The sequence below is a fragment of the Streptomyces sp. NPDC052236 genome, from assembly GCF_044548015.1.
In the GTDB taxonomy this organism is placed as follows: Bacteria; Actinomycetota; Actinomycetes; order Streptomycetales; family Streptomycetaceae; genus Streptomyces.
The window spans coordinates 1-22,878 of record NZ_JBIUBL010000018.1 but is presented as its reverse complement, the minus strand read 5'-3'; the positions used below and the strand labels follow the sequence as shown (position 1 = coordinate 22,878).

The window sequence follows — 22,878 nt, the reverse complement described above, 5'->3', positions numbered from 1 at the left end:
AGGCATCAAGGCACCAAGGGATCAAGACGGCAGCAGTGCAACAGAAAGGCGGGGCATCCGATGCCCATTACCCAGGACCCGGCAGTCTCCGTCTGCTTCGTCGTCACGATCGACGGTATCGAGCTGGGTTCGTTCAACACCTGTGAGGGCCTGGGCTGCGAGGTGGTGCTCGAACCACGTGAGGAGGGCGGCAACAACGGCCACGTCTGGCAGTTGCCGACCCGTCTCAAGTACTCGAACGTCAAGCTGTCCCGGCCGCTCACCAAGGACACCGAGAAGGTCGCCACGTGGTTCGCCAGCATGACCACCGGGTTCGCCCGCAAGACCGCCCACATCGAGGCGCGCACCGGCGACGGCATCATGGTCGCCCGCTGGGGACTGCTGGAGGTGGTGCCGGTGCGCTGGACCGGGCCGACGTTCAATCCGGAGTCGCCGAAGGTCGCCACCGAGACCATTGAGATCGCGCACCACGGCTTCACGACGGAGGTCGGGGCATGAGCGGACCCGTGGCGTTCAGCGCGGCCGGGGGCGGGAAGTCCGCTTCGGGGGGCCGCAGCGTACGGCCCAAGCTGGAGCACGCCTACCTCGAACTGCGCACCCCGCCGGCGGGCGGCAGTCTCACCCCCGGCGGCCCCTGCGGCCGGATCGACTTCCAGTTCAACCCCAAGGAGCTCAGCCTCAACAAGTCCGCGTCCTGGAAGCGCACCCCCGCCAAGGGAGCGAAGAGCGCCGGGCCGCCCGAGTATCAGGGGCCGCAGCCCAGCAAGCTCACCGTCGAGATGTTCTTCGACGCGAGTGACACCCAGGACACCAGCGTCGTCAAGGCTGTCGAGGAGCTGTTCGCCTGCTGCGTGCCGACCAGCGAGACCCGCCAGGCGCAACGGTCCTCGCCGCCGTGGGTGGTCTTCCACTGGGGCGGCATCACCGGGTTCCCTGGGTACGTGAGCCAGGTCCAGGTCAAGTACACCCTGTTCACCACCTCCGGGGTGCCGATCCGGGCCGTCTGCCAGGTGACGATGGAGGAGATCAGCGGCGAGACCGCCGGCCAGAACCCGACATCGGGGGCGCTCGCCGCCCGCCGCGTCCACCGGCTCCGCTCCGGCGACACGCTCCAGGCCCTGGCATGGTCCGAGTACGGCGATCCGGCGGCCTGGCGGGTCATCGCCGACGTCAACGGCATTGACGACCCGATGCGGTTGGCGGAGGGGCGGGAACTGCTGCTGCCCTCGGCCGACGAACTCGACACCGTGGCGGAAGCGGCAGCGGCAGCGGCAGTGGCCACGTACGGGTCTGGTAGCGGCACCGGCACCGGCACCGGCCGGAGTGATGCCTGATGGCAAACGACACCGTCGCCAAGGCCCTGGTCGTGGAGATCGGCGGGAAGAAGCTGCCTGCCGATCTCGCCAACACCCTGGTGGACGGGTACATCGACGACAGCCGCACCCTGCCCGACCTGTTCGTACTGCGCTTCCGTGACCCCAGCCGGGTCCTGCTGGACAAGGCCGGGATCAAGATCGGTGTCGAGGCGCGGCTGCTCGTCGGGTCCGGAGCGGGTGGCTCGCCGAAACCGGTGCTCAAGGGCGAGGTCACCGCTCTGGAGCTGGACTTCGACGAGACCGGGACGTTCACCATCGTCCGTGGCATGGACAAGTCGCACCGGCTCTTCCGTGGGCGCCGTGTCGCCGGCTACCAGAACATGACCGTTGCCGACATCTGCCGCCGGGTCGCCCAGCGCGCCAAGCTCTCCACGGGGAAGATCGACGTCACCGGCCCGGTCCTCGAACATGTTGCCCAGCCCAACGTCACCGACTGGGAGTTCGTGCGCGGGCTGGCCGAGGACGCCGGGGCGCAGGCGTACGTCATCGACGGCGCGCTGCACGTCACCAAGCCCACCCAGGCGTCCGGCGCGCCCGGCTCCTCGGCTCGCGCCGACCGCGATCCGCTCGTGCTCGAACTGGGAAAAAACCTGCTGCGCTGCCGGGTCGGGGTCACCGCCGCCGAGCAGGTCTCCCAGGTGGAGGTGCGCGGCTGGGACACCAAGACCAAGCGGGCACTGGTCGGCCGGGCCGATGCGGGCAAGGCCGACACGTTCCAGCTGGGCATCAGCCCGGCGGACGCGGTCAAGCCGTTCGGCAAGGCCGACTACGTGGTGGCCGACACCTCCTACGGGGAGCAGGCCCGCGTCGAGCAGGTCGCCAAGGCGCTGGCGCAGCGGATCGCCGGGTCCTTCGCCGAGATGGAGGCGGTGATCCAGGGCAATCCGGAGGTCCGGGCGGGCGGCGCGGTGGCGCTCTCCGGGGTCGGCGCACCGTTCGAGGGCCGGTACACCGTCACCACGTCCCGGCATGTCTTTGACGCGCTGCGCGGCTACGAGACGTGGGTGACGGTCTCGGGCCAGCAGGATCGTTCCCTGTCGGCCCTGGCCGGTGGCGCCACCGACCAAGGCCCCGAGGTGGACGGGATCGTCATCGGCCTCGTCACCGACACCAAGGACCCGGAGAAGCTGAGCCGGGTCAAGGTGAAGTTCCCCTGGCTGTCCGACGAGTACGTCAGCGACTGGGCCCGCACCGTGCAGTCCGGCGGCGGTGGGGGCAAGAACGGCAAGGGCACCTCGGCGTTCGTCCCGGAGGTCAACGACGAGGTGCTGGTCGGGTTCGAGCAGGGCCGACTCGACCGCCCCTACATCCTCGGCTGCCTCTTCAACGGGCAGGACAAGCCGTCCACGGGGAGCGGCGAGCTGATCGACGGCACCAGCGGCGCCGTCAACCGGCGGTCGTTCTCCTCCCGCAGTGGCAACCAGCTCGAACTGCTCGACAACGCCTCCGGCGCGCAGGGCGTGCGGATGGTCACCGGCGACGGCAAGCTCACCATCGACCTCGACCGCAAGGGCACCAAAATCGTTGTGCACAGCGACGGCACGGTGGAGATCGACGCCAAGGACAAGGTCACCGTCAAGGCGGGCAACGGCGCGCTGATGGACGCGGGCAGCGGCACGCTCGAACTGATCGGCAAGTCGGTGAAGGTGACGGCGCAGACCGGCGTCGAGGTGGACGGCGGCAGCGGCCAGGTCGGGCTGAAGACGAGCGGCGGGGTGGACGTGAAGGGCACCCAGGTCTCCGTCAACGGCACCTCCCGCACGGAGATCAAGGGCGGGGCGATGTGCTCGATCAACGCCGGTCTGGTCAAGATCAACTGACGGGTCGACCGACGGAACGGCCCATGGAACGAACGACGCGAACACAACGACGCGAACACAACGACACGAACGACACGACATGAACGACACGACACGCGCGTCACGACAGAAGGGAGTGCCCGTCATGCCACCCGCCGCCCGCGTGGGCGATGCCACTGGCCATCCGGGGGTGGTGGGCCCGCCCGGCGCGCCCACCGTCCTCATCGGCGGCATGCCCGCCGCCACCGTCGGCACCAGCCACACCTGCGCGTTCCCGCCGCCGGCCGTCCACCCGCCGTCCGTGATCATCCCGCCGGGCTGTCCCACCGTCCTGATCAACGGCAAGCCCGCCGCGCGCATGGGCGACACCGCCGCCTGCGGAGCCCCGATCATCGTGGGCTGCCCGACCGTCCTGATCGGCGGGTGACGCGCCGATGGGGCAGCAGTTCGTCGGAGCGGGCTGGGCGTTCCCGCCACGTACCGACGCGACCGGATCCATCGCCCTGGTACGCGGCGAGCGGGAACTGGAGGAGTCGATCCGGCTGGTGCTCGCCACCAGCCCCGGCGAGCGGCCCATGCGCCCGGAGTTCGGCTGCGCCGTTCACGACCACGTGTTCGCGCCCGCCGACGCCGGCACCGCCGGCCAACTCGCCTACGAGGTCCGGCTCGCGCTGGACCGCTGGGAGCCCAGAATCGAGGTCGCGGGCATCGACGTCCGGTTCGATGCCGTCGAGGACGGCGTGCTGTACATCGACATCAGCTACACCGTGCGCGGCACCAATGACCCCCGCAACCTCGTCTTCCCCTTCTATGTGATCCCTCCGCACGAGGAAGGCGCAGGTTCGTGACACTGCCCAGCCCCAATCTCGACGACCGCAGGTTCCAGGGGCTCGTCGACGACGCCAAGCGGTTCGTCCAGCAGCGCTGCCCCGAATGGACCGACCACAACGTCTCCGATCCGGGCGTCACCCTCATCGAGGCGTTCGCCACCATGGTCGACCAGCTGCTCTACCGGCTCAACCGCGTGCCCGAGAAGAACTACCTCTCCTTCCTCGACCTGATCGGCGTACGGCTGCACCCACCGACCGCCGCCCGCACCGACGTCACGTTCTGGCTGTCCGCGCCGCAGCCCGAGACCGTACGTGTCAAAACCGGCGCCGAGGTCGCCACGGTGCGGACCGAGAGCGACGAGGCGGTCGTCTTCACCACGTCCCGCGACCTGCCGATCGTGCCGTGCGCGCTGGCCCTGCTGGCCACCCGCCACAACGGGGGCGACGCCACCGACCGTACCCAGGAACTCGCGCTCGCCCGGGACGTCCCCTGCTTCGACACGAAGCCCGCCCCCGGCGACGCCGTGTACTTCGGCCTGACCAACCCCGTCCCCGCCGGCGTCGTCGTGCTGCGCCTGGACTGCCGCGTCGACGGGGTCGGCGTCGACCCCTTGCGCCCGCCGCTGCGCTGGGAGGCGTGGGACGGCAAGGCGTGGGCGCGCTGCGACGTCGAGGAGGACACGACAGGCGGCTTCAACCGCCCCGGCCAGGTCGTCCTGCACCTGCCGGGCACTCACACAGAGTCCACGATGGTGAAAAAGCCCGGCGGGTGGGTGCGCTGCCGACTGGTCCCCGCCGAGGCGGACCAGCCCACCTATCTGCAGTCGCCGACCGTTCGCGAAGCGGAAGCGTTCACCATCGGCGGGACGGTCGACGCCGTGCACGCCGAGACGGTGAGGGACGAGGTCCTGGGGCTGTCCGAGGGCGTGCCCGGCCAGTCGTTCCACGTCGCGAGGCCACCCGTCGTCCCCGGCGACGAGCCGTTCGTCGTCCAGGTCGCGGACGGCTCGGGCTGGTCGCCGTGGAGTCGCGTCGACGACTTCGCCCAGTCCGGCCCCGACGAACGGCACCTGACACTGGACCCGAACTCCGGTCGGGTCGACTTCGGCCCGGCCGTCCGTGAGCCCGACGGGACGATCCGCTCGTACGGCGCTGTTCCCCCCAAGGGCGCGCCCGTACAGATCCGCTCCTACCGCACGGGAGGGGGACGACAGGGCAACGTCGCCAAGGGGGCGCTGCGGGTGCTGCGCAGCTCGCTGCCCTTCGTCGCGCGGGCCGAGAACCGCCGGGCGGCCGTCGGCGGGATCGACGGGGAGAGCGTGGAGAACGCGAAGGTCCGTGGGCCGATGACGTTGCGCACCCTGTACCGGGCGGTCGTCCCGCGCGACTACGAGCAGCTGGCCCGGGAGGTCGCGCCGGACGCCGCGCGGGTCTGCTGCGTCCCGGCCGGGGAAGGCGAGGAGAGCGGCGTACGGCTGCTGGTGGTGCCCGCCGTCCAGGGCGACGAGCAGGGGCGGTTGCGGTTCGACGACATGGTGCCGCCCCAGGAGACGCTGCGTGGTCTCGCCGACTATCTGGACCAACGGCGCCCCATCGGCACCCGCTTGGTGGTGGAGCCGCCCTATTACCAGGGCGTCACCGTCGTGGCGTCCGTCCTGGCCGCCCGGGGCACGGTCGCCGACTTGATCCGTGCCGAGGCGCTGGCGGCCTTGTACGGGTACTTCAATCCGCTCACCGGCGGACCGGCAGGGCAGGGCTGGCCGTTCGGCAGGCCGATCCACGCGGGCGAGGTGTACGCGGTGCTGCAACGGGTGCCCGGCGTCGACCTCGTGGAGGACGTCAGGCTCTTCCCCGCCGACCCGCTGACCGGTCAGCGCGCCGAGCAGACCACCAGGATCGTGCTCGACCCGTACGCCCTGGTCTTTTCCTATGAGCACCAACTCAGAGTTCGGGAGGCCTGAATGCGCGGAACCATCCCGGGGCTGCCGACGCCCCACCCCCTGATGTACCAGCTCCCCGCCGTGTACCTGGGGGAGGATTTTCTCCAGCGGTTCCTGGAGGCGCTGGACGAGGTATTGGCGCCGGTACTGCTCACCCTCGACAACCTGCCCGCCCACCTGGATCCGCGTACCGCCCCGGAGGACTTCCTGTCGTGGCTCGCGACCTGGGTGGCCGCCGACACGGGCGCCGGGCCGGCTGCCGGGGCCGGTGACGAGCGGTCGGCCGAGCAGCGGCGGGCGGCGGTCACCGGGGCGATGGACCGGCACCGGCAGCGCGGCACGAGGGGCGGGCTCGCCGACGCCGTACGGCTGGAGTTCGGCGCGGAACCGGAGATCGACGAGACGGGCGGCGCGTCGTGGTCCGTGACCCCGCGCAGTCCGCTGCCCGGCCCGGCCGACGGGCGGCCCCGGGTCACCGTCAGGCTGCGGGTCGCCGACCCGGACGAGGCCGACGTGGACCGGCTGCGGCGGCTGGTGGGCGAGGAAGTGCCGGCGCATGTCGGCTACGACGTCGAACTGCTGCCCCTCGCGGACGCGTCATGAGCGGCGGCGCCGGGCTGATCTGCCCGGACTGCGGCCACCGCAACGCGCCGGGCACGGCGTTCTGCGGGTCCTGCGAGCTCTTCCTGGACTGGGAGCCGGACACGCAGGGCGGTAGCAGCGGGGACTCCGGGGCGGGAACGGTTCCGGCGGGAACGGTTCCGGCAGGAACGGCTCCGGGGGGAACGGTTCCGGACGCGGCGGTCTCCGGGGCGGCGGTTCAGGGGCCCGTGGTTTCCGGGGTCGCGGGGGTGGCCGGCGGGTTGGCCACTCCGCGGACCGGGGCGCCCGCGGAACCCTCCTCGTCACGTGGCGGGACGGGGACGGCCGTCCCCCCGGCGGGTCTTCCGCCGAAACCGGCGCACCCGCCGACCGCCCCCGCCGGGCCGCCGGTTCAGGCGCGGTCGGCCGAACCCCGAGCCGAAGGCCGGGCACCGGCCCAGGCGCTGCCCTCGGCCCCGGCGCCCGGGCCGGAAGCCGGGCCCGAAGCCCGGCCGGAACCAGCAGCGGCGCGGAAGCCGGCCGGCCCGGTCGCCCCGGTACGCCCCCGGACGCCGACGGGGATCCCCGGCACCGTCCGGCGCCCGGGGGAGCGGCCGGAGGACCCGGCGGACGACGACTCGACGTCGGCCACGGCCTCCGGCGGGTCGGACACCGGAGCTGCGGCTGCCTCCCGGACCGTGGTCCATGACCTGGTCTGTCCGGACTGCTCGGAGCCCAACCCGCGCACTCGCACCCTGTGCGTGCGCTGCGGCGCGGTCCTCGTCGCGCGAAGGGCGGACGAGGAGCGGCTGTCGTGGTGGGAGCGGCTGCTGCGGCGGATCTTCCGGCGGAACCGGAACCCCCGCAGGCTGGCAGCCGGCGAACGCCCTCCGGGCCGGGCCTGGCGCCGACCGAGCCTCGCGATCCCGCTCATGCTGGTGCTGCTGCTGGGCGGGGGATTCCTCGCCCGGTCCTATCTGAGCAGCGCCGTCAACTCCGTCCGGGACCGGACGGCCAAAACCACCCCCGTCAACCCGAAGTTCGCGGAGGCGTCCAGTGAACTCAAGGCCCATCCGGCGTCCGACGCCTTCGACGGGTCGAACAACGGGTACTGGGCGCCCGCGGCGACCGGGGCGGGTAAGGGCCAGTTCCTGGAGGCGCGGTTCGAACAGTCGGTCAGGCTGGAGAAGGTCATCATCCATGGCGGGATTTCCGCCAACAAGGACGACTTCCTCAAACAGGGCAGGCCCTCCGTACTCGACGTCGAGCTGAGCGGCCCCAACGGTGACGTCGAGAAAAGGGAGCTGAAGCTTGAGGACAAGCCGGGACCGCAGACCCTGGACCTCAAGGGGAAGGACGTCCGGGCGGTGCGGTTCGTCATCAGGTCAAGCTTCGGGGCCGGGGAGAAGAACCGGCATACGGCGATCGCGGAGGTGGAGTTCTTCGGCAGGCGCTGACCCCGGAGCTGCGCAGGGGCCAAAGATCCTCAGTGGAAGTCCCTCCCCCTGGACTTCGTCCGAAGGGGTGCCGCCCCCGGCGAAGCCAGAGGGAGTGCCCCCGCGCGATGTTGGCGGGGCGGAGTCGCCGAAGTACTCCCCGGAGCTTGGCCTGGGGGTGTGCCCCCCTTCGTACGAGGGCGATCTTCCCCTGGACTTCGTCCGGGTGTGCGTGCCCTGGGGGTCCCCCCGGCTTCGCGAAGCTACGGGGGAGAAGCCAGAGGTAGTACCCCCACCGCCTTGCGACTGCACGCCCCAGTCCGCCCGCAGGTCCCGCCCTGCGAGCGGACTGGGGGTCCCGGTCCCCCCGGACGAAGTCCAGGGACGCCGTCGTCCGCTACGCCGGGTGGGGAATGGAAGCGGATGGCGGGAGACCCAGGGAGGCAAGCATGTCGGCGTAGCCGCGACGCGCCCGGGCGCTGTCGGCGGCGAGGCCGGCCTGCTCGCACGCCCGGATGAGGACGCGCCACGCGGCGTCGCGGAATCCGTCGATCTCCAGACAGAGTTCGGCGGCCTCCACGGCGTCCGCCGGACGGCTCTGGCCGAGCCGGAGCTCGGCCAGAGCCACCGCCGAGCCGGCTGCCTCCCGGCGCAGCCGTTCCCGGTCGATGGCCAGCCACTCGGCCGGCCCCTCCTCAGGCAGCAGTTCGCCTGTGTACTGGTCCAGGGCGAGGCGGAACGCGTCGGCCGCGTCATCCGGCCGGTTCTGGGCGCGGGCGCGCCGGCCGTCGCGCACCGCGCGTTCGAACGCCGCGACGTCGCTGACGCTGCCGGGCGGCAGGGCCAGCCGGTAGGAGTCGCCCTGCCGCACGATCAGCCGCGATCCGCCCCTGGGCCGTTCCGGCTCCAGGAACGTACGCAGGCTGGAGACCGTCACCTGAAGGTTGTGCAGCGCCGACGCCGGTGGCAGCCCGTCCCAGAAGGCCGACAGCAGCTGGTTACGGTGGACGGGCCGGCCGGCGCGCACCGCGAGCAGCCGCAGCACCGCCCGCGCCTTGGGGCGCAGCTGCGGCCAGTCCGGCTCGCGCCCCGCCACGGTGAACTCGAAGCAACCGAAACAGAGCACCGTCACACCTGGCACCGGCTCCGCCGCTTCGGTTCCCGGTGCCGGGGACCGGGACGACCCGGCCCGGGGTCTGTCCGTTCCCGGCCCGTCGGCGGCCTGGCCGGACGACGGAGCGAGGGCTGCGAGCCAGCTCCCCAGTGCGGCCTCCGGCAGCCCTGCGGACCGGGCCGTCGACCGGGCGGCCTCCTGCAACTCGGCCCGGCCCGCTGCCTCCGGCACCGCCAGAGCCATCGCGCCCATGGCCAGCGCCCGCGCGCCCGGTACGTCGGCCGACCGTGCGAACGCCTCGGCCTGGGCGGCGCGCTGCGCCGCGTCCGGAAGGTCGCGGCCGGTCTCCACGACGGCGAGGGCCGCCCGGCACCACGCTTCTACGACGCCCCAGCCGAGCGCCCGGAACCGGCGGACGGCCTCCTCGAACCTGCCGACGCTCGGCCGGCCGGCCCGTACCGACCGCAGGCACTCGGCGAGCGCGGCGAGCGCGGCCCCCTCCCGGTCGCCGAGCCGGGTGCACTCGTCGAGGACGGCGGCCGACTGCCCGGGGTCCTCGGGGTGCGGGCCCAGACCCAGCAGGCAGCGGGCGACCCGGCTCAGCCGGGGATGATCCAGCCGCTCGGCGTCGTACGCGATCCGCTGGAGCTCCTGGTAGGGGACGGGGCCGGCGGGGCCGGCGGCCAGGACGGCCAGCGCAGCGCGGGTCAACCGTCGGGCGAGCCCGACCAGCGCGTCGTCTCCGGCCCCTGCCAGGGTGCGGCGCAGGGTGGCGTCGACGGCTACGCCGCCGGTGAGCGCGGCGGTGATGCCCTGGATGAGGAGCGTGGCCGGCTCGCCGAAACTGTCGTCGGCGCCGCCCCGTACGTCGGCGGCGGCCGGCGCGAGGGCTGCCGACAGTGTGTCGGGGCGGGGGCCGGGGCTGGGGCTCAGGCCGGGGCCGGTGGCGAGCACGGCCGGGTCGGTGGCGATGACGGCGCGCAACCGGGGGGCCCGGCCGGTCACCTCCGACGAGCCGGTGCCGGTGTGGGACGGCGGCTGCGAGTGGTCGGAGCTGTCCCGACGGCCGACGCCGCCGCCGCACGCCGCGGCCCGGCCGCGCAGCCGGGCCAGCTCGTCGCCGTCCATGGTCTCGGCGAGCCGGGCGCGCAGACAGTCCCGCAGGAGAGGTTCGGCGAGGTACGTGCGCCCGTCCGGATCGGCGCGCAGCACCCCGTGATCGTGAGTGAGGCTCCACAGGGCGTCGCGGCTGTCGGTCTGGCTGGTCAGTGCCTGGCAGGCGGTGACGGTCAGCCGGTCCAGCAGGCAGGTCGCCTCCAGGAAGTCGCGCAGCCGGCCGGGCAGCGGGGCGAGGACCTCCCGCTCCAGGTACTCGCGGCCGAACATCCCGTCCGCCAGGATCCGCTCCTGGCCCGCGTCGGGGCGGGCGGCGACGGCGCGGGCGAACAGCCGCAGCGCGGCCGCCCGGCCGTCGGCGGCCCGGACGAGCGGCAGAGCGATGCCGGGGATCAGCGCGGTGTCGTAGAGCTGGTCGAAGAGGCGTTCGGCCTCCCAGGAGCGGAAGCGCATCGCCTCGGCGTCGACGACGGTGGCGCCCGCCGCCTCCAGCGCGGTGACGGGCAGTCCGGCGGCGGGGCGGCTGCCGATCAGTATCCGGGGGTGGGGCGGGGCGAGTTGACCGAGGCGTACGACGAGTGCGCGAACGGCCGGGGCCAGCAGGTGCATGTCGTCAATGACGACCAGCCGCCGGGCCGTGCCGGTGCCGCCCCTGCGCCGCGCCGTTCGGACCTGGCCCGGCACCGCGAGGAGGCCGCCCCGGGAATCCGCCGGGTACCCGAGCGCGGTCAGCAACTCCTGCTCGTCGGTGCCGGGCCTGGCCCGATACCACGTCACCGGCCCCGGATGGCTCCGGGTTGCCTCGGCGAGCAGCGTGGTCTTGCCGAAGCCCGGCGGGGCGACCGCCAGGCCCAGCGCGCAGTCGGTGAACTGCTCCGTCAGACGTCCCCGGGACAGTGTCTCCAGCGTGGGTATCCGAAAGGAGGTCCACTGCTCCGCCGGTAATACGCTCGTCATGCCCTTGCCTCCGTGGCTCCCCGGACACTCGATGGCGGTGTCCTTGTTCTGTTACTGCTCCGCTGCTTTCGCCGGTTGTGCTGGATTGCCGGTACGACAAGGCTTCCTGGTCCCGGGCGGTGGATCGTACGTGGTTCGTCGGCCATGGTGGCCCTTCCTGGCGCTTTTCCTCATTCGGCGCGACCGGAAACGGCCAATCGCGAAGAGACGTTCCCTGGGCGACCCGGACGACAACCAGTCGTGGCGCAACCACGTTGGTGAATGACGCCCACGTAACGCCCGTGGCGTCCGACGGGACACGGGGGACCCGCACCCGCGTTGTCGTACTCCCGCAGCTGTTGGGCCAGTTGGCCGGGCTCCGCGTGCTGGAAAGCCCCGCCCGGCGAGCAGTGCTTTGGCATGGCCGCCCGGATCGTCCGGTGTCAGCTCGATCCCGGAACGGCGGAGCATGTCGGCGTAGTGCGGCAGCATAGTGTGGCCGGTGCTGCTCATCGCCGGCGGCTCGACCGGGTCACGGCCCGGCGCCGCCTGCGCCGCCTGCGCCGCCTGCGCCACCGGAACCGCCACCGGAACCGCCACCGCCACCCGCGGCGCGGGGCGGTCGGCCAGTTCCGGTGTCCGCTCACCACCGCGAGCAGGTGGGCCTGCATGGGCCAAGTCCTGGAAGGGGTCGCTGAGCACGGCTTGGTCCTGCCACAGCCGGCGCGCCGTGCTCCATTGTGCGAGGGCGGCGTAGGGCAGCAACTGCTCCGGGCGGTTCGCGACGAAGTGCTCGGTGAGCGCGCCGACCTCTTCCTGGATGGCCGGATACTTGCGGCGCGGCGCGGCGCCGACGACCGCCGGCGCGACGAGAAATGCCCCGAGTAGGGGCATACCTCGGTCATCGCTCGGCCGACGACAGTCAGCGCCCAACTCGGCTTTTACCTGGGTCGGTTGGGCGGACACTGATTTGACAGGGGCCAACGCCCCAGACAACCTAGCAACATGACATTCATTTTCACTAGGGGCGACTGACCGTGCGTGTCGCCTTCGTCGGAAAAGGCGGCAGCGGCAAGACCACGCTGTCCGCCCTCTTCGCCCGTCATCTGGCGCACTCGGGCGCGCCCGTCGTCGCCATCGACGGCGACATCAACCAGCATCTGGCCGAAGCCCTCGGCCTGGGCGACGATGAATCCTTCGCCGCCCCGCCCCTCAGCTCACGCCTGGGCGAGATCAAGGACTATCTGCGGGGCGAGAACCCGCGTATCGCTTCACGCGATGTGATGGTCAAGACCACACCGCCGGGCCGGGGTTCACGCCTGCTGCGCCTGCTCGGCGACGACGCCGTGCACCGCCTTCACGTGCAGAGCGTCGGCGAGGTTCCGCTGATGGTCACCGGCGCCTTCGACGAGAGTGATCTCGGAGTGGCGTGCTACCACTCCAAACTCGGTGCGGTGGAGCTGTATCTCAACCACCTCGTCGACGGGCCCGGTGAGTACGTCGTCGTCGACATGACCGCGGGCGCGGACGCCTTCGCCTCCGGCCTGTTCACCCGCTTCGACATGACCTTCCTGGTCGCCGAACCAACCCGTAAGGGAGTCTCGGTCTACCGCCAGTACCGCGACCACGCCCAGGAGTTCGACATCCCTCTTGCGGTGATCGGCAACAAGGTCACCGGTGAGGACGACCTGCTCTTCCTGAAGGAACATGTCGGCGACGACCTGCTGGCCTATTGCGAGCACTCTTCCTGGGTGCGCGCCCGGGAACAGGGACGCCCGCACGGGGAACTGGAACCGCACAACCTCCACACGCTGCGCCAGCTCAGGGCCGCCCTCGACGCTCGCACCAAGGACTGGGAGACATTCCAGAAGCAGGCCGTCGAGTTCCATCTGCGCAATGCCGCCGCCTGGGCCGGCCAAGCCACCGGTGCCGACCTCGCCAAGCAGGTCGATCCCGGATTCCGGCACGGGCCCGCCGCGCCGGAATCGACCATGTGAACGGGCTCTCCCGCCGCCCTCGTACCGTCACGCTTCACCGAACGACAGGAGCACCCTCCCCATGTCACTCGACGTCTCTCCCGAGCTGCTCGCAGATGCCGAACGCGGTGAGATCCGCGAAGAGAGCTTCGTGGAGACCGTGCGCACCTCGCTGCCGTACGCCTACACCCTGATCGCGGGTCTGGTCGGCGAACTGCGCGACGGTACGGCCGAGTTCGCCGACAACCACACGCCGCCGCCCTCCGAAAGGGAGCGCGGCCAGCTGCTGAGGGCACTGTCCAGCGATGCCATCCGCGGCAGCCTGGAGCGGCACTTCGGCGTCACGCTGGCCTTTATGAACTGTCACCGGGTCGCGGTCTTCCGCCCCGAGGCAGTCGGCGGCGAGACGCACACCCGGTTCACCTCGCTGCGCTCTCAGATCCTCAACCAGTCGCCCGAGTTCCGCGACTGCTGATCGCGTCATGTGGCGGGGCCTGCCGTCGGCGGGCCCCGCCATACGTGTGTGCCGGCCTCGGGCTATTTCGCCGTCCACGCCCAGCTGCCCGCCCGGCCGCTGAGGTGGCGCAGTGACCGTCCGGCTCAGCAGCGCGGGCGCTGAAGTCTGCGCGGCTAGGGTCTGGGCATGGCTGACATGGCGGTTGGGGTTGTCGATCACGATCCACGGTGGACAGAGCTGTTCGAGGAACAGCGCGACAGGGTCTCCAGGGTGCTCGCGCGGTGGCTGTTCGCACCGGTGGAGCACATCGGGTCGACGGCGGTCCCCGGGCTACGGGCGAAGCCCATCGTGGACATCCTCGCGCCCGTTGGCTCGCTCGGTGAGCGTGAGGCGATGGTGCGGGTTCTCTCTGCCGACGGGTGGCTCCACTGGCCGGACGACCCGAGAGGCGACAGTCGGTTGTGGTTCCTGCGACCACGACCCGAACTACGGACGCACCACCTCCACGTGGTCTCGCACGGCCATGCATACGCGCGTGCCCTGACCGTCTTCCGAGACGCGTTGCGGAGGGATCCCGCGTTGGCCACCGAGTACCAAGAGCTCAAGGAGCGTCTCGCTCGGGAGAGCCCCACCAACCGGGACGCCTATACCAACGGGAAGGCGGCGTTCGTCGCGCGAGTACTGCGGGACCGCTGACGGGGAGCGCTCTTCCGCTCTCCGTACCCCCATCGCTCTCCAGCGGCACCGTCGCCGTCAATCGTTGACCGCGGGCCGCCCGATCCGGTCGGGGTCCGATGGCCGGTTGTGTCGGCTTGCCGCGGCGGGTCCACAGCAGGGCTCCAGCCAGCAGCGCAGTGGCCCCGAGCAGCCAGGGCAGCGGGCCCGTCGGAAGGGTGCCGATGGCCAGGCCGGTGAGGGCTGCGGCCAGTTGCAGGGCGAGAGACTGTACGGACAGGGCGGTGGCGCGTCCCGAACTTGCGACACGGCGGTGCAGCAGGTCGTTCTCGCTGGGGCCTGCCGCGCCGAGACCGAGGTGGACCAGACCGTAACCGGCGGCGGCGAGGCCCAGGGAGACCGAGCTTGCGGATGTGACGGTGGCCGCGAGCAGGAGCAGGCCGCTCGCGCTGGTGCTCAGGCTCATCAGGACCGCGCGCTCGCCGCTGCCCGCGAGCCGGGCGACGAGTGGCGCGAGGTGGCTGCCGACACCCGAGCAGACGAAACCGGTGCAGGCCAGTCCCGCGTAGAGCACCGCGCCCGACTCCGATGTGCCCGTGAGGTCCGCGGCACGGCCTGGTGTCAGCAGTTCGATCGTGGTCAGGGCCGCCCCGGCGGCCCCTGCGCTGAGGAGTATGCGGCGGACCAGTACGTCGCGTCCGCCCAGGCGCAGTCCGCCCGCGACGGTGGCCGGGATGCCTTGGATGACGCCGCGCAGGGTGGCGGGTGGCCGGGGCGGCTCGGGCAGTGCGGTCAGGACGTACAGCACGAAGACGACCTCGATCCCCGCGCCCAGCAGCAGCGGGACCGAGAGGGGGAGCACCAGTCCCGAGGTGGCCTCGCTCAGCCGCGACCCGAGGTCGGGGCCGAGCCCGAGAAGCCAGGGCAGACCGCCACCGAGAAGGGTCCCGGTCGCGAGCGCGGCGGATGTCGCGGAGCTGCCACGGGCCAGACCGGTGCGCAATTCGGCCCCGGGGCCCGAATGCGCCTGAACGGTGTCGACGAACCAGGCTTCGGCAGGCCCGCTGGACAGGGCACGGCCCGCGCCCATCAGGCTCATGCCGAAGGCGAGCACCCAAGCCGTGGTGCCCAGCCCCTGGAGGGTCAACGCAGCCAGGTTCACCAGGCCGGCGGTGGCCAGGACCGCACGGCGCCCGACAACGTCGGACAGCCCTCCGGTGGGCAGTTCCAGCGCGGCGGTGGTGAGGGAATGCGCGGCGAAGAAACCCGTGATGGCCACCATGGCCATGCCGCGCTCGGTGAAGAGCAGGATCAGGGGAGCGATGGTCAGGCCCAGCGGCAGCCAGAAGAGAGCACAGACCATGACATAGCGGCGGCGTGCGGTGCCTATGTCCAGCGGCCCGGTCGTCACGATGCGTCCGCGCCGTCCGCGCCGTCCGCGCCGTCCGTCTCCGCGGGGGCGGATGTGCCCGGCTCCGCGCCGGGGTTGTCGCGCGGCGCGAGGGGGAGTCCGGCCGTGAGGAGCACGACCTGCGCGGCGCGCGGATCTCCCTCATCGCGAGCGGTCAGTTCCGCCAGCTTCCTGTCGAGCACCTGCCACAGCTCGGTGAGCGACTCGGGAGTCAGACGAGGCATCAGGTCGCTGATTCCGGACGGCTCCACCCACTCCTGGCCCAGCCGTCCGTCGGTGATGTCCGCCTCGTGCCGGACGAGAGACACCTCCAAGTGCTCGATCTGGCGCCGGCGCGAGAAGCCGACGAAGGCTCGGCTGTCCGGTGAGGCCTCCATCGCCTTGTTGCTCCAGGACGTCACAGAGTGCACCGCCTGCCAGCGGCGCTCCCGCCCGTCACGATGCTCGGCCTCGGCGACGAACGCGTACTTCGCCAGAACCCGCAGGTGATAACTGGTGGAAGCGGACGACTCCCCGGTCCGGACCGCGAGTTCGCTCGCGGTGGCCGGACCGTCCTGCCGCAGCAGCCCGAGCAGCCGGATACGCAACGGGTGCGTGAGGGCCTTCAGGGCCGCAGTGTCCTGCTCGGGATCGAGGACCCGCCGGTGATCTTCGCCTGCCATGGCTGGAGCATAAGCAGCCTGAAGGCTTTCCAAAAGTATTTTTGCAGAATTTCTTTGGGGAAGTGCCGGCTGGTGCCGCGCGCCGCAGGCGGCGGGGAGGGTCAGATGGCGGGGGCTTCCTCTCGGGTGTGGGGGTGCAGCGGCAGTTCGGTGTCGACTTCGAAGCCGCCTTGCGGGCGGTGGCCCACGCGGAGGTGGCCGCCGACCGAGAGGGCGCGCTCGCGCATGCCGATGAGGCCGTATCCGCTGCTTTCCGGGGCTGGAGAGGGGGACGGTGTTCCGCCTCCGTCGTTGGTGACGGTGATGCCCAGCCGGTCGTGGGAGTACGTGAGCCGCACCTCGGCCGAGCCGGTGGCGGCGTGCTTGGTGACGTTGGTGAGTGCCTCCTGCACGATGCGGTACGCGGTGAGATCCGCTCCGGGTGACAGTGGTTGCGGCTTTCCCTCGGTGGTGACGGTGACGGTGAGTCCGGCGTTCTGGAACGAGGCGGTCAGGTGGGAGAGCTGCGCGAGCCCGGGTGCGGGTTCCAGGGACGTATCGGCGTCGTTCGTGTGGCGCAACAGGCCAACGGTGGCCTTGAGTTCGCGCAGGGCCGAGGAGGTGGTGCCGGCGAGGTCGGCGACCATTTTTGCAGCCTCGTCTGGACGGGTGCGTATGAGGTGGGCGACGGTGCCGGCCTGGGCGTTGGCGAGGGCGAGGTGGTGGGCGACGACGTCGTGCAGTTCGCGGGCGATGCGCATGCGGTCTTCGGTGACGCGGTGTCGCGCTTCGTTCTCCCGGGTTCGTTCCGCGTGCTCGGCGCGGGCCTGCACTGCCTCCAGGTAGGCCGCGCGCATCCGGGTCGCGGTGCCCAGGGCGGTGGGTACCAGCAGCCAGGCGGCAGGGCCGATCGTCCTGAGGACCAGCGGCTCATGGGCGGGGCCTGCGATGAGCGCCGTGCCGACCAGCAGTGCGATGACGGTGAAGGTGAAGGTGTTCGCGGTTCGCCGGTCGGTGCGGGCGGCCAGCGAGTAGAGCGTCACCATGAGCGACCCCAGCAGCAGGACGGTGAGTATGCAGCCGAGCGCGGCCATGGCCATGGCGCAGATGGTGGTCAGCACCACTGTGGTGCGGGGACGGCTGCGGCGCCACAGCAGGGCGGCGCAGGAGATACCCGCCAGCAGCACGCCCGGCCACCACGTGACACTCGGCTCCGAGCCGGGGAACGTGATGACGCTGCCGGGGAAGGAGCAGACGAAGAACACGGCGGCCACAGCCGCATCGACGATGCGGGGGTGGTTGCGTAGGTATCGCTGCAAGCTGTTGGCCATGAGGGCTGGGATTTCCTGTCCGATGGTGTGAGCGCGGTGACGTTCGTGCCGTCGGCCTCGGCCGAAGTCGGCGGCAGGTCCGGATGCCTGTAGCGGGCTCTACTACGGGCTCTGTTACGGGCTACGACCGGTCGTCGAAGGTGACAACGACCTTTTCGGCCGCTCCCGGGGTGCGGGTGAGTTCGAAGGCCCGCTCGGCCTCGGAGAAGGGGATGCGGTGGCTGATGAGTTTGGCGAAGCGCTCCTGGTGCTCGGCGAGTTCGGCGGTGACCTCGAAGATCTCGGTGGGGTAGCCCTGGGAGGCGATGAGGGTGAGTTCGCTGCGGAGCATGCCGCCGAGGTCGATGGTGTCGGACTTCTTCTGGACGGCGACCATGACCATCTTGGCGCCCCACTTGGCGGAGGCGATGGTGGCGTTGAAGACGGCGGGGGCGCCGGCGGCGTCGATGTAGATGTCGGTGCCGGCGCGGGGCTGGCCGAGGGCGTTGGCGGCCGGTCCGTGCAGTTCGGTGAGGCGTGCGGTGACGTCTTCGGTGGCGGAGTTGACGACGGCGTCGGCGCCGATGTCCAGGGCGGTCTGAAGGCGCTCCGGGATGATGTCGGCGACGACCACGTGCTCGACGCCGCGCAGCTTGAGCCAGATGGTGGCGCCCAGGCCGATGGGCCCGGCGCCGAAGACGACGACCTTGTCGGTGGGCCTCGCCTCGGAGCGGTTGACGCAGTGCCGGGCGACCGCCATGGGCTCATTCAGGGCGGCGACGTCGAAGGGGACGGTGTCGGGGAAGACGGCGAGGCTCTTGCCCACGACGGCGTCCTCGATGAGCAGGTATTCGCGCATGCCGCCGAGCTTGCCGCCGCAGCCGATGATCCCGGAGGGGGGCGCCCTGCGGGTTGACGACGACGCGGTCGCCGGTCTTCAGGCCGGTGACTTCGGAACCCACCGCGACGATCTCGCCGGCGGGTTCGTGGCCCAGCGGCAGCGAGATCATCGATCCGCCGGGGCCGAAAGGTATGCCGCCCATGTGCAGGAACTGGACGTCGGTGCCGCAGATTCCGCAGGCGCGGATCCGCACCAGGGCGTCCTTGGGGCCGGGGACGGGGAGTTCGATGTCCACCACGTCGATCTTGTTCTGCTCGCCGGTCTGGACGGACTTCATCGTGGCTATGGGGAAACTCTTTCTGGAGGTACGGGGGTGGGCGTTGCCGGCTCGCGCGAGCCCGTTCCCCGGCCCCACGGATTTGGCGCGCGTCGGGCCGTCTCCGCCTGAGGCTGCCCGGTGGCGGTCGGCATTGGATTGCTTGACTTAGGCAAGCATATGCGGGTTACTTAAGTCGAGCAATCTTTATGGCAGCGCCTGGCGCAGCAGACGGGCGACGACTTCCGATACGGCCTCGGCGGGACGTTTCCAGCGGCGGTACTGGGCCATTCGTGTTGTGATCGAGGGTAGAGGAGCCCGAGGAGACCAACGCGTCCAAAGCGGGAGGAATCATGGCTGAAGCCAAGCAGCTCAAGGCTCGCGACATCATGACCAGCGGAGTCCAGTGTGTCGGCGCGCACCAGTCGCTGGAGGAGGCGTCCAGGATGATGCGCGATTTGAACGTCGGTTGTCTGCCGATCTGCGGTGACGACAACAAGTTGAAGGGCCTGGTCACCGACCGGGACATTGTGGTCAAGTGCTGTGCCGAAGGGATAAACCCGGCGAACGTGGAGGCCGGAAGCCTGGGCGGAGAGCTGCACTGGATAGACGCCGACGCGCTCGCCGCCGAGGCCCTGCAGTCCATGGAGCAGCACCGGATCAAGCGGCTGCCGGTGATCGATGTCTCGATGGGCCACAGCCTGGTCGGCATGATCACGGAGGCCAATCTCGCAAAGAACCTCAGCGATGAACAGATCGCGGAGTTCGCGACGCGCGTGTACGCGGCGGCCGGCTAGCACGCCGCGCCCCGCCGGCAGCCACGTCCCGGCAGCCACGCCCCGGCAGTCACTGCTGCGCGGCCCATGCCGCGCGGCATGACGCGGCATGCCGTAGGCCGTTTGATTGCGCGCAGACCGGGCAGCTGTGCATCACCCGTTCGAGGCGGACGAATCGGAGGCGCCAGCGATGGACGAAGCCGGACTTTCCGATCACGAACGACGCATCCTCTCCGAGATGGAATCGGAGCTGAAGGGTGAACCGGAGCTGCAACGCCGGCTCCGCACGATGCGTGGGCAGCGCTCGACGCCACGCATCCTTTCCCTTGTGGCTCCAGGACTACGCAGGCCGAACGGTCCAGTGGTCTGTGTTCTGGCGCTGGCCTCGCTGATCCTTCTGATCGCCGCGTCGCTCACCGTCTCTCCCGCGCTCATTTGGGTCTTCGCGGCCACCTGGACTCTGACCTTCGCCACTGCGGTGCCGCTGATCGGCCGCTGGTGGCAGAAGAGGCGGAGCGGGCGGCCTCAGGGACGCGCAGACCGCGGAGACCGGCGAGACGGCGACTGACGTACCGCGACTGACATCCTGCCCGCCCGGAAGCTGGCTCGTACGATGAAAACTCCCCTGGAAGACCCGATTGGCGATACCCGTCACTTCGAGCTGCTGAGCGTGTCGCTGCATGCCGAAGGGCATCACGATCCCCTTGTGGCACTGCCGCTCCCCGGCAGCCCTTTCGCGCTGAAGGAAGGCGCGGAGATCCGCGTAACGCTCACCTTCCGCCTGGGGAAACCCGTCGAGGGGCTCAAATTCGTCGACGTACGGGAGCGGCAGGGCGTCGTGGTCGCCACCAACGAGGTGATGCTCGGCTGCTACCGCCCCGGCGGCCCGTACGAAGTGGTGCTGCCGCCGGAGCGGCTCCCGAGCGGGCACCTGGCACGCGATACGTACCAGGTGAAGGGGACCTTCGTCGACGCCGACGGACATGTGCTCGGCTACGGGAATCACTGCTTCCGGATCACCAAGGAGTGGCCTGAGCAGGCCTGCGGAGTGTGAGGAAAGATGGTAGCGGAGCGCCGACCGACCGTGGATGAGTCGTACTGGATAGCCACCACCCCCGGTACCGGCAGTCCGCCGCTCACCGCGGACGTGACCGCCGACGTCGCCGTGATCGGCGGCGGCATCGCCGGTCTGTGCACCGCCTGGGAGCTGGTCCGCGCGGGGCTGGACGTCGTCGTCCTGGAGGCGGACCGGATCGCAGCCGGCGTCACCGGGAACACCACGGCCAAGCTCACGTCCCTGCACAGCCTGACCTATGCGCGGCTGGAGGAGCGGCACGGCGCCGAGAGCGCCGAGCTGTACGCGCGCTCGCAGCAGGACGCGGTCGAGCACACGGCGGCGCTCTGCGTCGAACTGAAGATCGACGCCGAACTGGAGCGCGCCCCGGCCTTCACCTACGTCGAGAACGCGGACCGGGCGGACGAGATCAGGGCCGAGGCGGCGGCGGCCCTGAAGGCGGGCCTGGACGCGTCGTACGTGACCGAGACGGAACTGCCCTTCCCGGTGGCCGCCGCGGTACGCGTGGCGGACCAGCTGCAGTTCCACCCGCGCAAATTCCTGCTGGGGCTGGCCGAGAGGTTCACCGACGAGGGGGGCCGCATCCATGAACGCACCCGCGTCACGGGACTCCACGACGGCAGCCGCTGCCGCCTGACGACCGAGAACGGCGCGACCGTCGAGGCGTCCGACGTGGTGATCGCGACGCACTACCCGGTCTTCGACCGCGCACTGCTCTTCACGCGGCTCAAACCCCGGCGGGAACTGGTGATCGCCGCCCCCGTCCCGGCCGAGGCCGCCCCCACCGGTATGTACCTCAGCCCGGAGGACTCGGTGCGGTCCGTACGCAGCGCGCCCTACAGCGACGGACAGCGGCTGCTCATCGTCACCGGTGAAAAGTTCGAACCGGGAGCGGGCGGCGTACGGGGACGGTTCGCACGCCTCGACGCCTGGGCGGGCGAGCGGCTGCCGGGATTCGCGGACGCCGAGATGGCCTATCGGTGGGCGGCGCAGGACAACGATTCGAGTGACCACCTGCCGTACGTCGGACATGCCCATCCCGGGACGCAACACGTCTACGTGGCCACGGGCTTCGGCGGCTGGGGCATGAGCAACGGCGTGATGGCCGGCCGCTTGCTCGCCGCCCACATCGCGGGCGGCGGCCGACCGGCCTGGACCGAGCTGTACGACCCGCGACGGCTGCCCCCGGTAAGCGACACCGCGGAGCTCGTGAAGTTCCAGGCCGCGGTGGCGAAGCACTTCGTCGGCGACCGCCTGCGCACCGGCCACGTCGACTCGGTGACCGACATCGCGCCCGGTAGTGGAGCCGTCGTACGGCTGGCGGGGCAGCGCTGCGCCGTGTACCGCGACGAGATGGGGCACGCCCTCGTGCTCTCCGCGCGCTGTACGCACCTGGGCTGTCTGGTGCAGTTCAACGACGCGGAGCGGGTGTGGGAGTGCCCCTGCCACGGCTCGCGCTTCGCCACGGACGGATCGATCCTGCACGGTCCTGCCACACGCCCCCTGGAGCCCCTGGAGCACCGAGAGGTGCCGGGAGCTCCCGGCGGCGAAGCCGAGGACCAGGTCTGAGTCCAGCTCTGAGTCCAGGTCTGTCCTCGGCTGCCGTGTGGCCGGGGTGTGGCGGACGATTCGATGTCCAGGCCGCTGGTCGGTCACCGGAATACGGCGCCGGGCGCGAGCGGTCCTGTGAGGTGCGTCCTGCCGATGTCGCGGTTCCAGCCGGTCCAGCCGTCGATGTCGGTGGTCACGCGGCGTCGTCCGGGATCCACGAGCCGTGGATCCCGCCCGGCACGCGCCGGGGCCCCGGTCCGCGCGTCGTACTTCACGATCGCGTGCTCCTTGAGCCCGCCGCCGGGGAAGGCGATGGCATACGTGAAGCGGTTCGACGACCCCAGGGACGCTTCGTTGATCGTGGGGAACTCGGTGACCAGTGAGTCGAGGCTCTCCTCCGTGGCCCTGCCCGTGGCCGGGTCGAGGATCCGGCGAGGGCGGCCCAACGCCGGGGTCCGGCGGTGGGCTCGGTGAGCGGAGGCGCTTCTGTGGGACCGGCCGAGCAGCCATCGCGGGGGCCTTTCACACGAGAGGTAGCTGGAGGGGGACGCGAAGTCGAGTGGACCTCGTCTTCGTTATGACGCCGACCACACACGACAGCGCCGTGGGGGGGGGGGGCGGGGCGGCCCGGCGCCGCGCGGGGGTGGGGGGGGCCGCGGCCCCCCGCTGGGATGCCCGGGCACAAAAACCCCGCCGGGGGCGGGGCGCCCCCCCCCCCAA

General features: G+C 71.1%; 23 protein-coding genes. 16 read left to right on the top strand and 7 right to left on the bottom strand.

The window, feature by feature from the left end:
• Nucleotides 1-60 precede the first annotated feature (60 nt).
• The 8 genes from ACIHCQ_RS27050 to ACIHCQ_RS27015 all read left to right on the top strand — a co-directional run bounded on the left by ACIHCQ_RS27050 (nt 61) and on the right by ACIHCQ_RS27015 (nt 7,984).
• Nucleotides 61-498 (top strand): phage tail protein, encoded by a 438-nt coding sequence (locus ACIHCQ_RS27050; RefSeq protein WP_399667475.1) that lies wholly within the window; start codon nt 61-63, stop codon nt 496-498.
• Nucleotides 495-1,334: a peptidase M23 gene (locus tag ACIHCQ_RS27045; protein WP_399667472.1), complete on the top strand. Its 840-nt coding sequence runs from the start codon at nt 495-497 to the stop codon at nt 1,332-1,334. Before ACIHCQ_RS27050 ends, ACIHCQ_RS27045 begins: the two co-directional genes overlap by 4 nt.
• On the top strand, nt 1,334-3,196 hold the full coding sequence (locus tag ACIHCQ_RS27040) for a VgrG-related protein (RefSeq protein ID WP_399667469.1): 1,863 nt from the start codon (nt 1,334-1,336) through the stop codon (nt 3,194-3,196). Before ACIHCQ_RS27045 ends, ACIHCQ_RS27040 begins: the two co-directional genes overlap by 1 nt.
• Nucleotides 3,197-3,320: 124 nt before the next feature.
• Entirely contained in the window at nt 3,321-3,602 is a 282-nt protein-coding gene (locus ACIHCQ_RS27035; RefSeq protein ID WP_399667466.1) for a PAAR domain-containing protein, read from the top strand.
• Nucleotides 3,603-3,609: 7 nt separating this feature from the next.
• Complete coding sequence (locus ACIHCQ_RS27030; protein WP_399667462.1) at nt 3,610-4,023, top strand: GPW/gp25 family protein; 414 nt, start codon at nt 3,610-3,612, stop codon at nt 4,021-4,023.
• Nucleotides 4,020-5,966 (top strand): putative baseplate assembly protein, encoded by a 1,947-nt coding sequence (locus tag ACIHCQ_RS27025; RefSeq protein ID WP_399667459.1) that lies wholly within the window; start codon nt 4,020-4,022, stop codon nt 5,964-5,966. Before ACIHCQ_RS27030 ends, ACIHCQ_RS27025 begins: the two co-directional genes overlap by 4 nt.
• Nucleotides 5,967-6,548: a phage tail protein gene (locus tag ACIHCQ_RS27020; RefSeq protein WP_399667456.1), complete on the top strand. Its 582-nt coding sequence runs from the start codon at nt 5,967-5,969 to the stop codon at nt 6,546-6,548. It begins immediately after the preceding gene.
• Nucleotides 6,545-7,984: an NADase-type glycan-binding domain-containing protein gene (locus ACIHCQ_RS27015; protein ID WP_399667453.1), complete on the top strand. Its 1,440-nt coding sequence runs from the start codon at nt 6,545-6,547 to the stop codon at nt 7,982-7,984. The genes ACIHCQ_RS27020 and ACIHCQ_RS27015 overlap by 4 nt, the downstream gene beginning before the upstream one ends.
• 376 nt (nt 7,985-8,360) lie before the next feature.
• On the opposite strand, the gene ACIHCQ_RS27010 is transcribed toward ACIHCQ_RS27015, so the two are convergent.
• Nucleotides 8,361-11,150 carry a BTAD domain-containing putative transcriptional regulator gene (locus ACIHCQ_RS27010; RefSeq protein WP_399667450.1) on the bottom strand — a complete coding sequence of 930 codons (2,790 nt, stop codon included), beginning with the start codon at nt 11,148-11,150 and terminating at the stop codon, nt 8,361-8,363.
• Nucleotides 11,151-11,609: 459 nt separating this feature from the next.
• On the opposite strand from ACIHCQ_RS27010, the gene ACIHCQ_RS27005 reads away from it, so the two are divergent.
• The 4 genes from ACIHCQ_RS27005 to ACIHCQ_RS26990 all read left to right on the top strand — a co-directional run bounded on the left by ACIHCQ_RS27005 (nt 11,610) and on the right by ACIHCQ_RS26990 (nt 14,258).
• A complete protein-coding gene (locus tag ACIHCQ_RS27005; RefSeq protein ID WP_399667447.1) occupies nt 11,610-12,017 on the top strand; it encodes a hypothetical protein in 408 nt (135 codons plus the stop codon).
• Nucleotides 12,018-12,166: 149 nt separating this feature from the next.
• Entirely contained in the window at nt 12,167-13,126 is a 960-nt protein-coding gene (locus ACIHCQ_RS27000; RefSeq protein WP_399667444.1) for an ATP-binding protein, read from the top strand.
• Between the two features lie 61 nt (nt 13,127-13,187).
• Nucleotides 13,188-13,580, top strand: a complete 393-nt coding sequence (locus ACIHCQ_RS26995) for an SCO5389 family protein (RefSeq protein ID WP_399667441.1) — start codon at nt 13,188-13,190, stop codon at nt 13,578-13,580.
• A gap of 168 nt (nt 13,581-13,748) precedes the next feature.
• Nucleotides 13,749-14,258, top strand: a complete 510-nt coding sequence (locus ACIHCQ_RS26990) for a GrpB family protein (RefSeq protein ID WP_399667438.1) — start codon at nt 13,749-13,751, stop codon at nt 14,256-14,258.
• On the opposite strand, the gene ACIHCQ_RS26985 is transcribed toward ACIHCQ_RS26990, so the two are convergent.
• The 5 genes from ACIHCQ_RS26985 to ACIHCQ_RS26965 form a co-directional block, all read right to left on the bottom strand.
• Complete coding sequence (locus tag ACIHCQ_RS26985; RefSeq protein ID WP_399667804.1) at nt 14,164-15,600, bottom strand: MFS transporter; 1,437 nt, start codon at nt 15,598-15,600, stop codon at nt 14,164-14,166. The genes ACIHCQ_RS26990 and ACIHCQ_RS26985 overlap by 95 nt on opposite strands.
• 44 nt (nt 15,601-15,644) lie before the next feature.
• A complete protein-coding gene (locus tag ACIHCQ_RS26980) occupies nt 15,645-16,310 on the bottom strand; it encodes a helix-turn-helix domain-containing protein (RefSeq protein WP_399667435.1) in 666 nt (221 codons plus the stop codon).
• 101 nt (nt 16,311-16,411) lie between these two features.
• Complete coding sequence (locus tag ACIHCQ_RS26975; protein WP_399667433.1) at nt 16,412-17,620, bottom strand: sensor histidine kinase; 1,209 nt, start codon at nt 17,618-17,620, stop codon at nt 16,412-16,414.
• A 121-nt stretch (nt 17,621-17,741) separates the two neighbouring features.
• Nucleotides 17,742-18,458, bottom strand: coding sequence for a zinc-binding dehydrogenase (locus ACIHCQ_RS26970; RefSeq protein ID WP_399667430.1), 717 nt, complete (start codon nt 18,456-18,458; stop codon nt 17,742-17,744).
• Nucleotides 18,364-18,777 carry an alcohol dehydrogenase catalytic domain-containing protein gene (locus ACIHCQ_RS26965; protein WP_399667427.1) on the bottom strand — a complete coding sequence of 138 codons (414 nt, stop codon included), beginning with the start codon at nt 18,775-18,777 and terminating at the stop codon, nt 18,364-18,366. The genes ACIHCQ_RS26970 and ACIHCQ_RS26965 overlap by 95 nt, the downstream gene beginning before the upstream one ends.
• 332 nt (nt 18,778-19,109) lie before the next feature.
• On the opposite strand from ACIHCQ_RS26965, the gene ACIHCQ_RS26960 reads away from it, so the two are divergent.
• The 4 genes from ACIHCQ_RS26960 to ACIHCQ_RS26945 all read left to right on the top strand — a co-directional run bounded on the left by ACIHCQ_RS26960 (nt 19,110) and on the right by ACIHCQ_RS26945 (nt 22,176).
• The gene (locus ACIHCQ_RS26960) at nt 19,110-19,553 is read left to right on the top strand and encodes a CBS domain-containing protein (RefSeq protein WP_399667425.1); all 444 of its coding nucleotides are present in this window, start codon (nt 19,110-19,112) and stop codon (nt 19,551-19,553) included.
• Between the two features lie 169 nt (nt 19,554-19,722).
• Nucleotides 19,723-20,100: a hypothetical protein gene (locus ACIHCQ_RS26955; RefSeq protein WP_399667423.1), complete on the top strand. Its 378-nt coding sequence runs from the start codon at nt 19,723-19,725 to the stop codon at nt 20,098-20,100.
• Between the two features lie 45 nt (nt 20,101-20,145).
• Nucleotides 20,146-20,586, top strand: a complete 441-nt coding sequence (locus tag ACIHCQ_RS26950; protein WP_399667420.1) for a hypothetical protein — start codon at nt 20,146-20,148, stop codon at nt 20,584-20,586.
• A 6-nt stretch (nt 20,587-20,592) separates the two neighbouring features.
• Nucleotides 20,593-22,176 (top strand): FAD-dependent oxidoreductase, encoded by a 1,584-nt coding sequence (locus ACIHCQ_RS26945; RefSeq protein WP_399667417.1) that lies wholly within the window; start codon nt 20,593-20,595, stop codon nt 22,174-22,176.
• An 83-nt stretch (nt 22,177-22,259) separates the two neighbouring features.
• On the opposite strand, the gene ACIHCQ_RS26940 is transcribed toward ACIHCQ_RS26945, so the two are convergent.
• On the bottom strand, nt 22,260-22,604 hold the full coding sequence (locus ACIHCQ_RS26940; RefSeq protein WP_399667414.1) for a carotenoid oxygenase family protein: 345 nt from the start codon (nt 22,602-22,604) through the stop codon (nt 22,260-22,262).
• Nucleotides 22,605-22,878 lie beyond the last annotated feature (274 nt).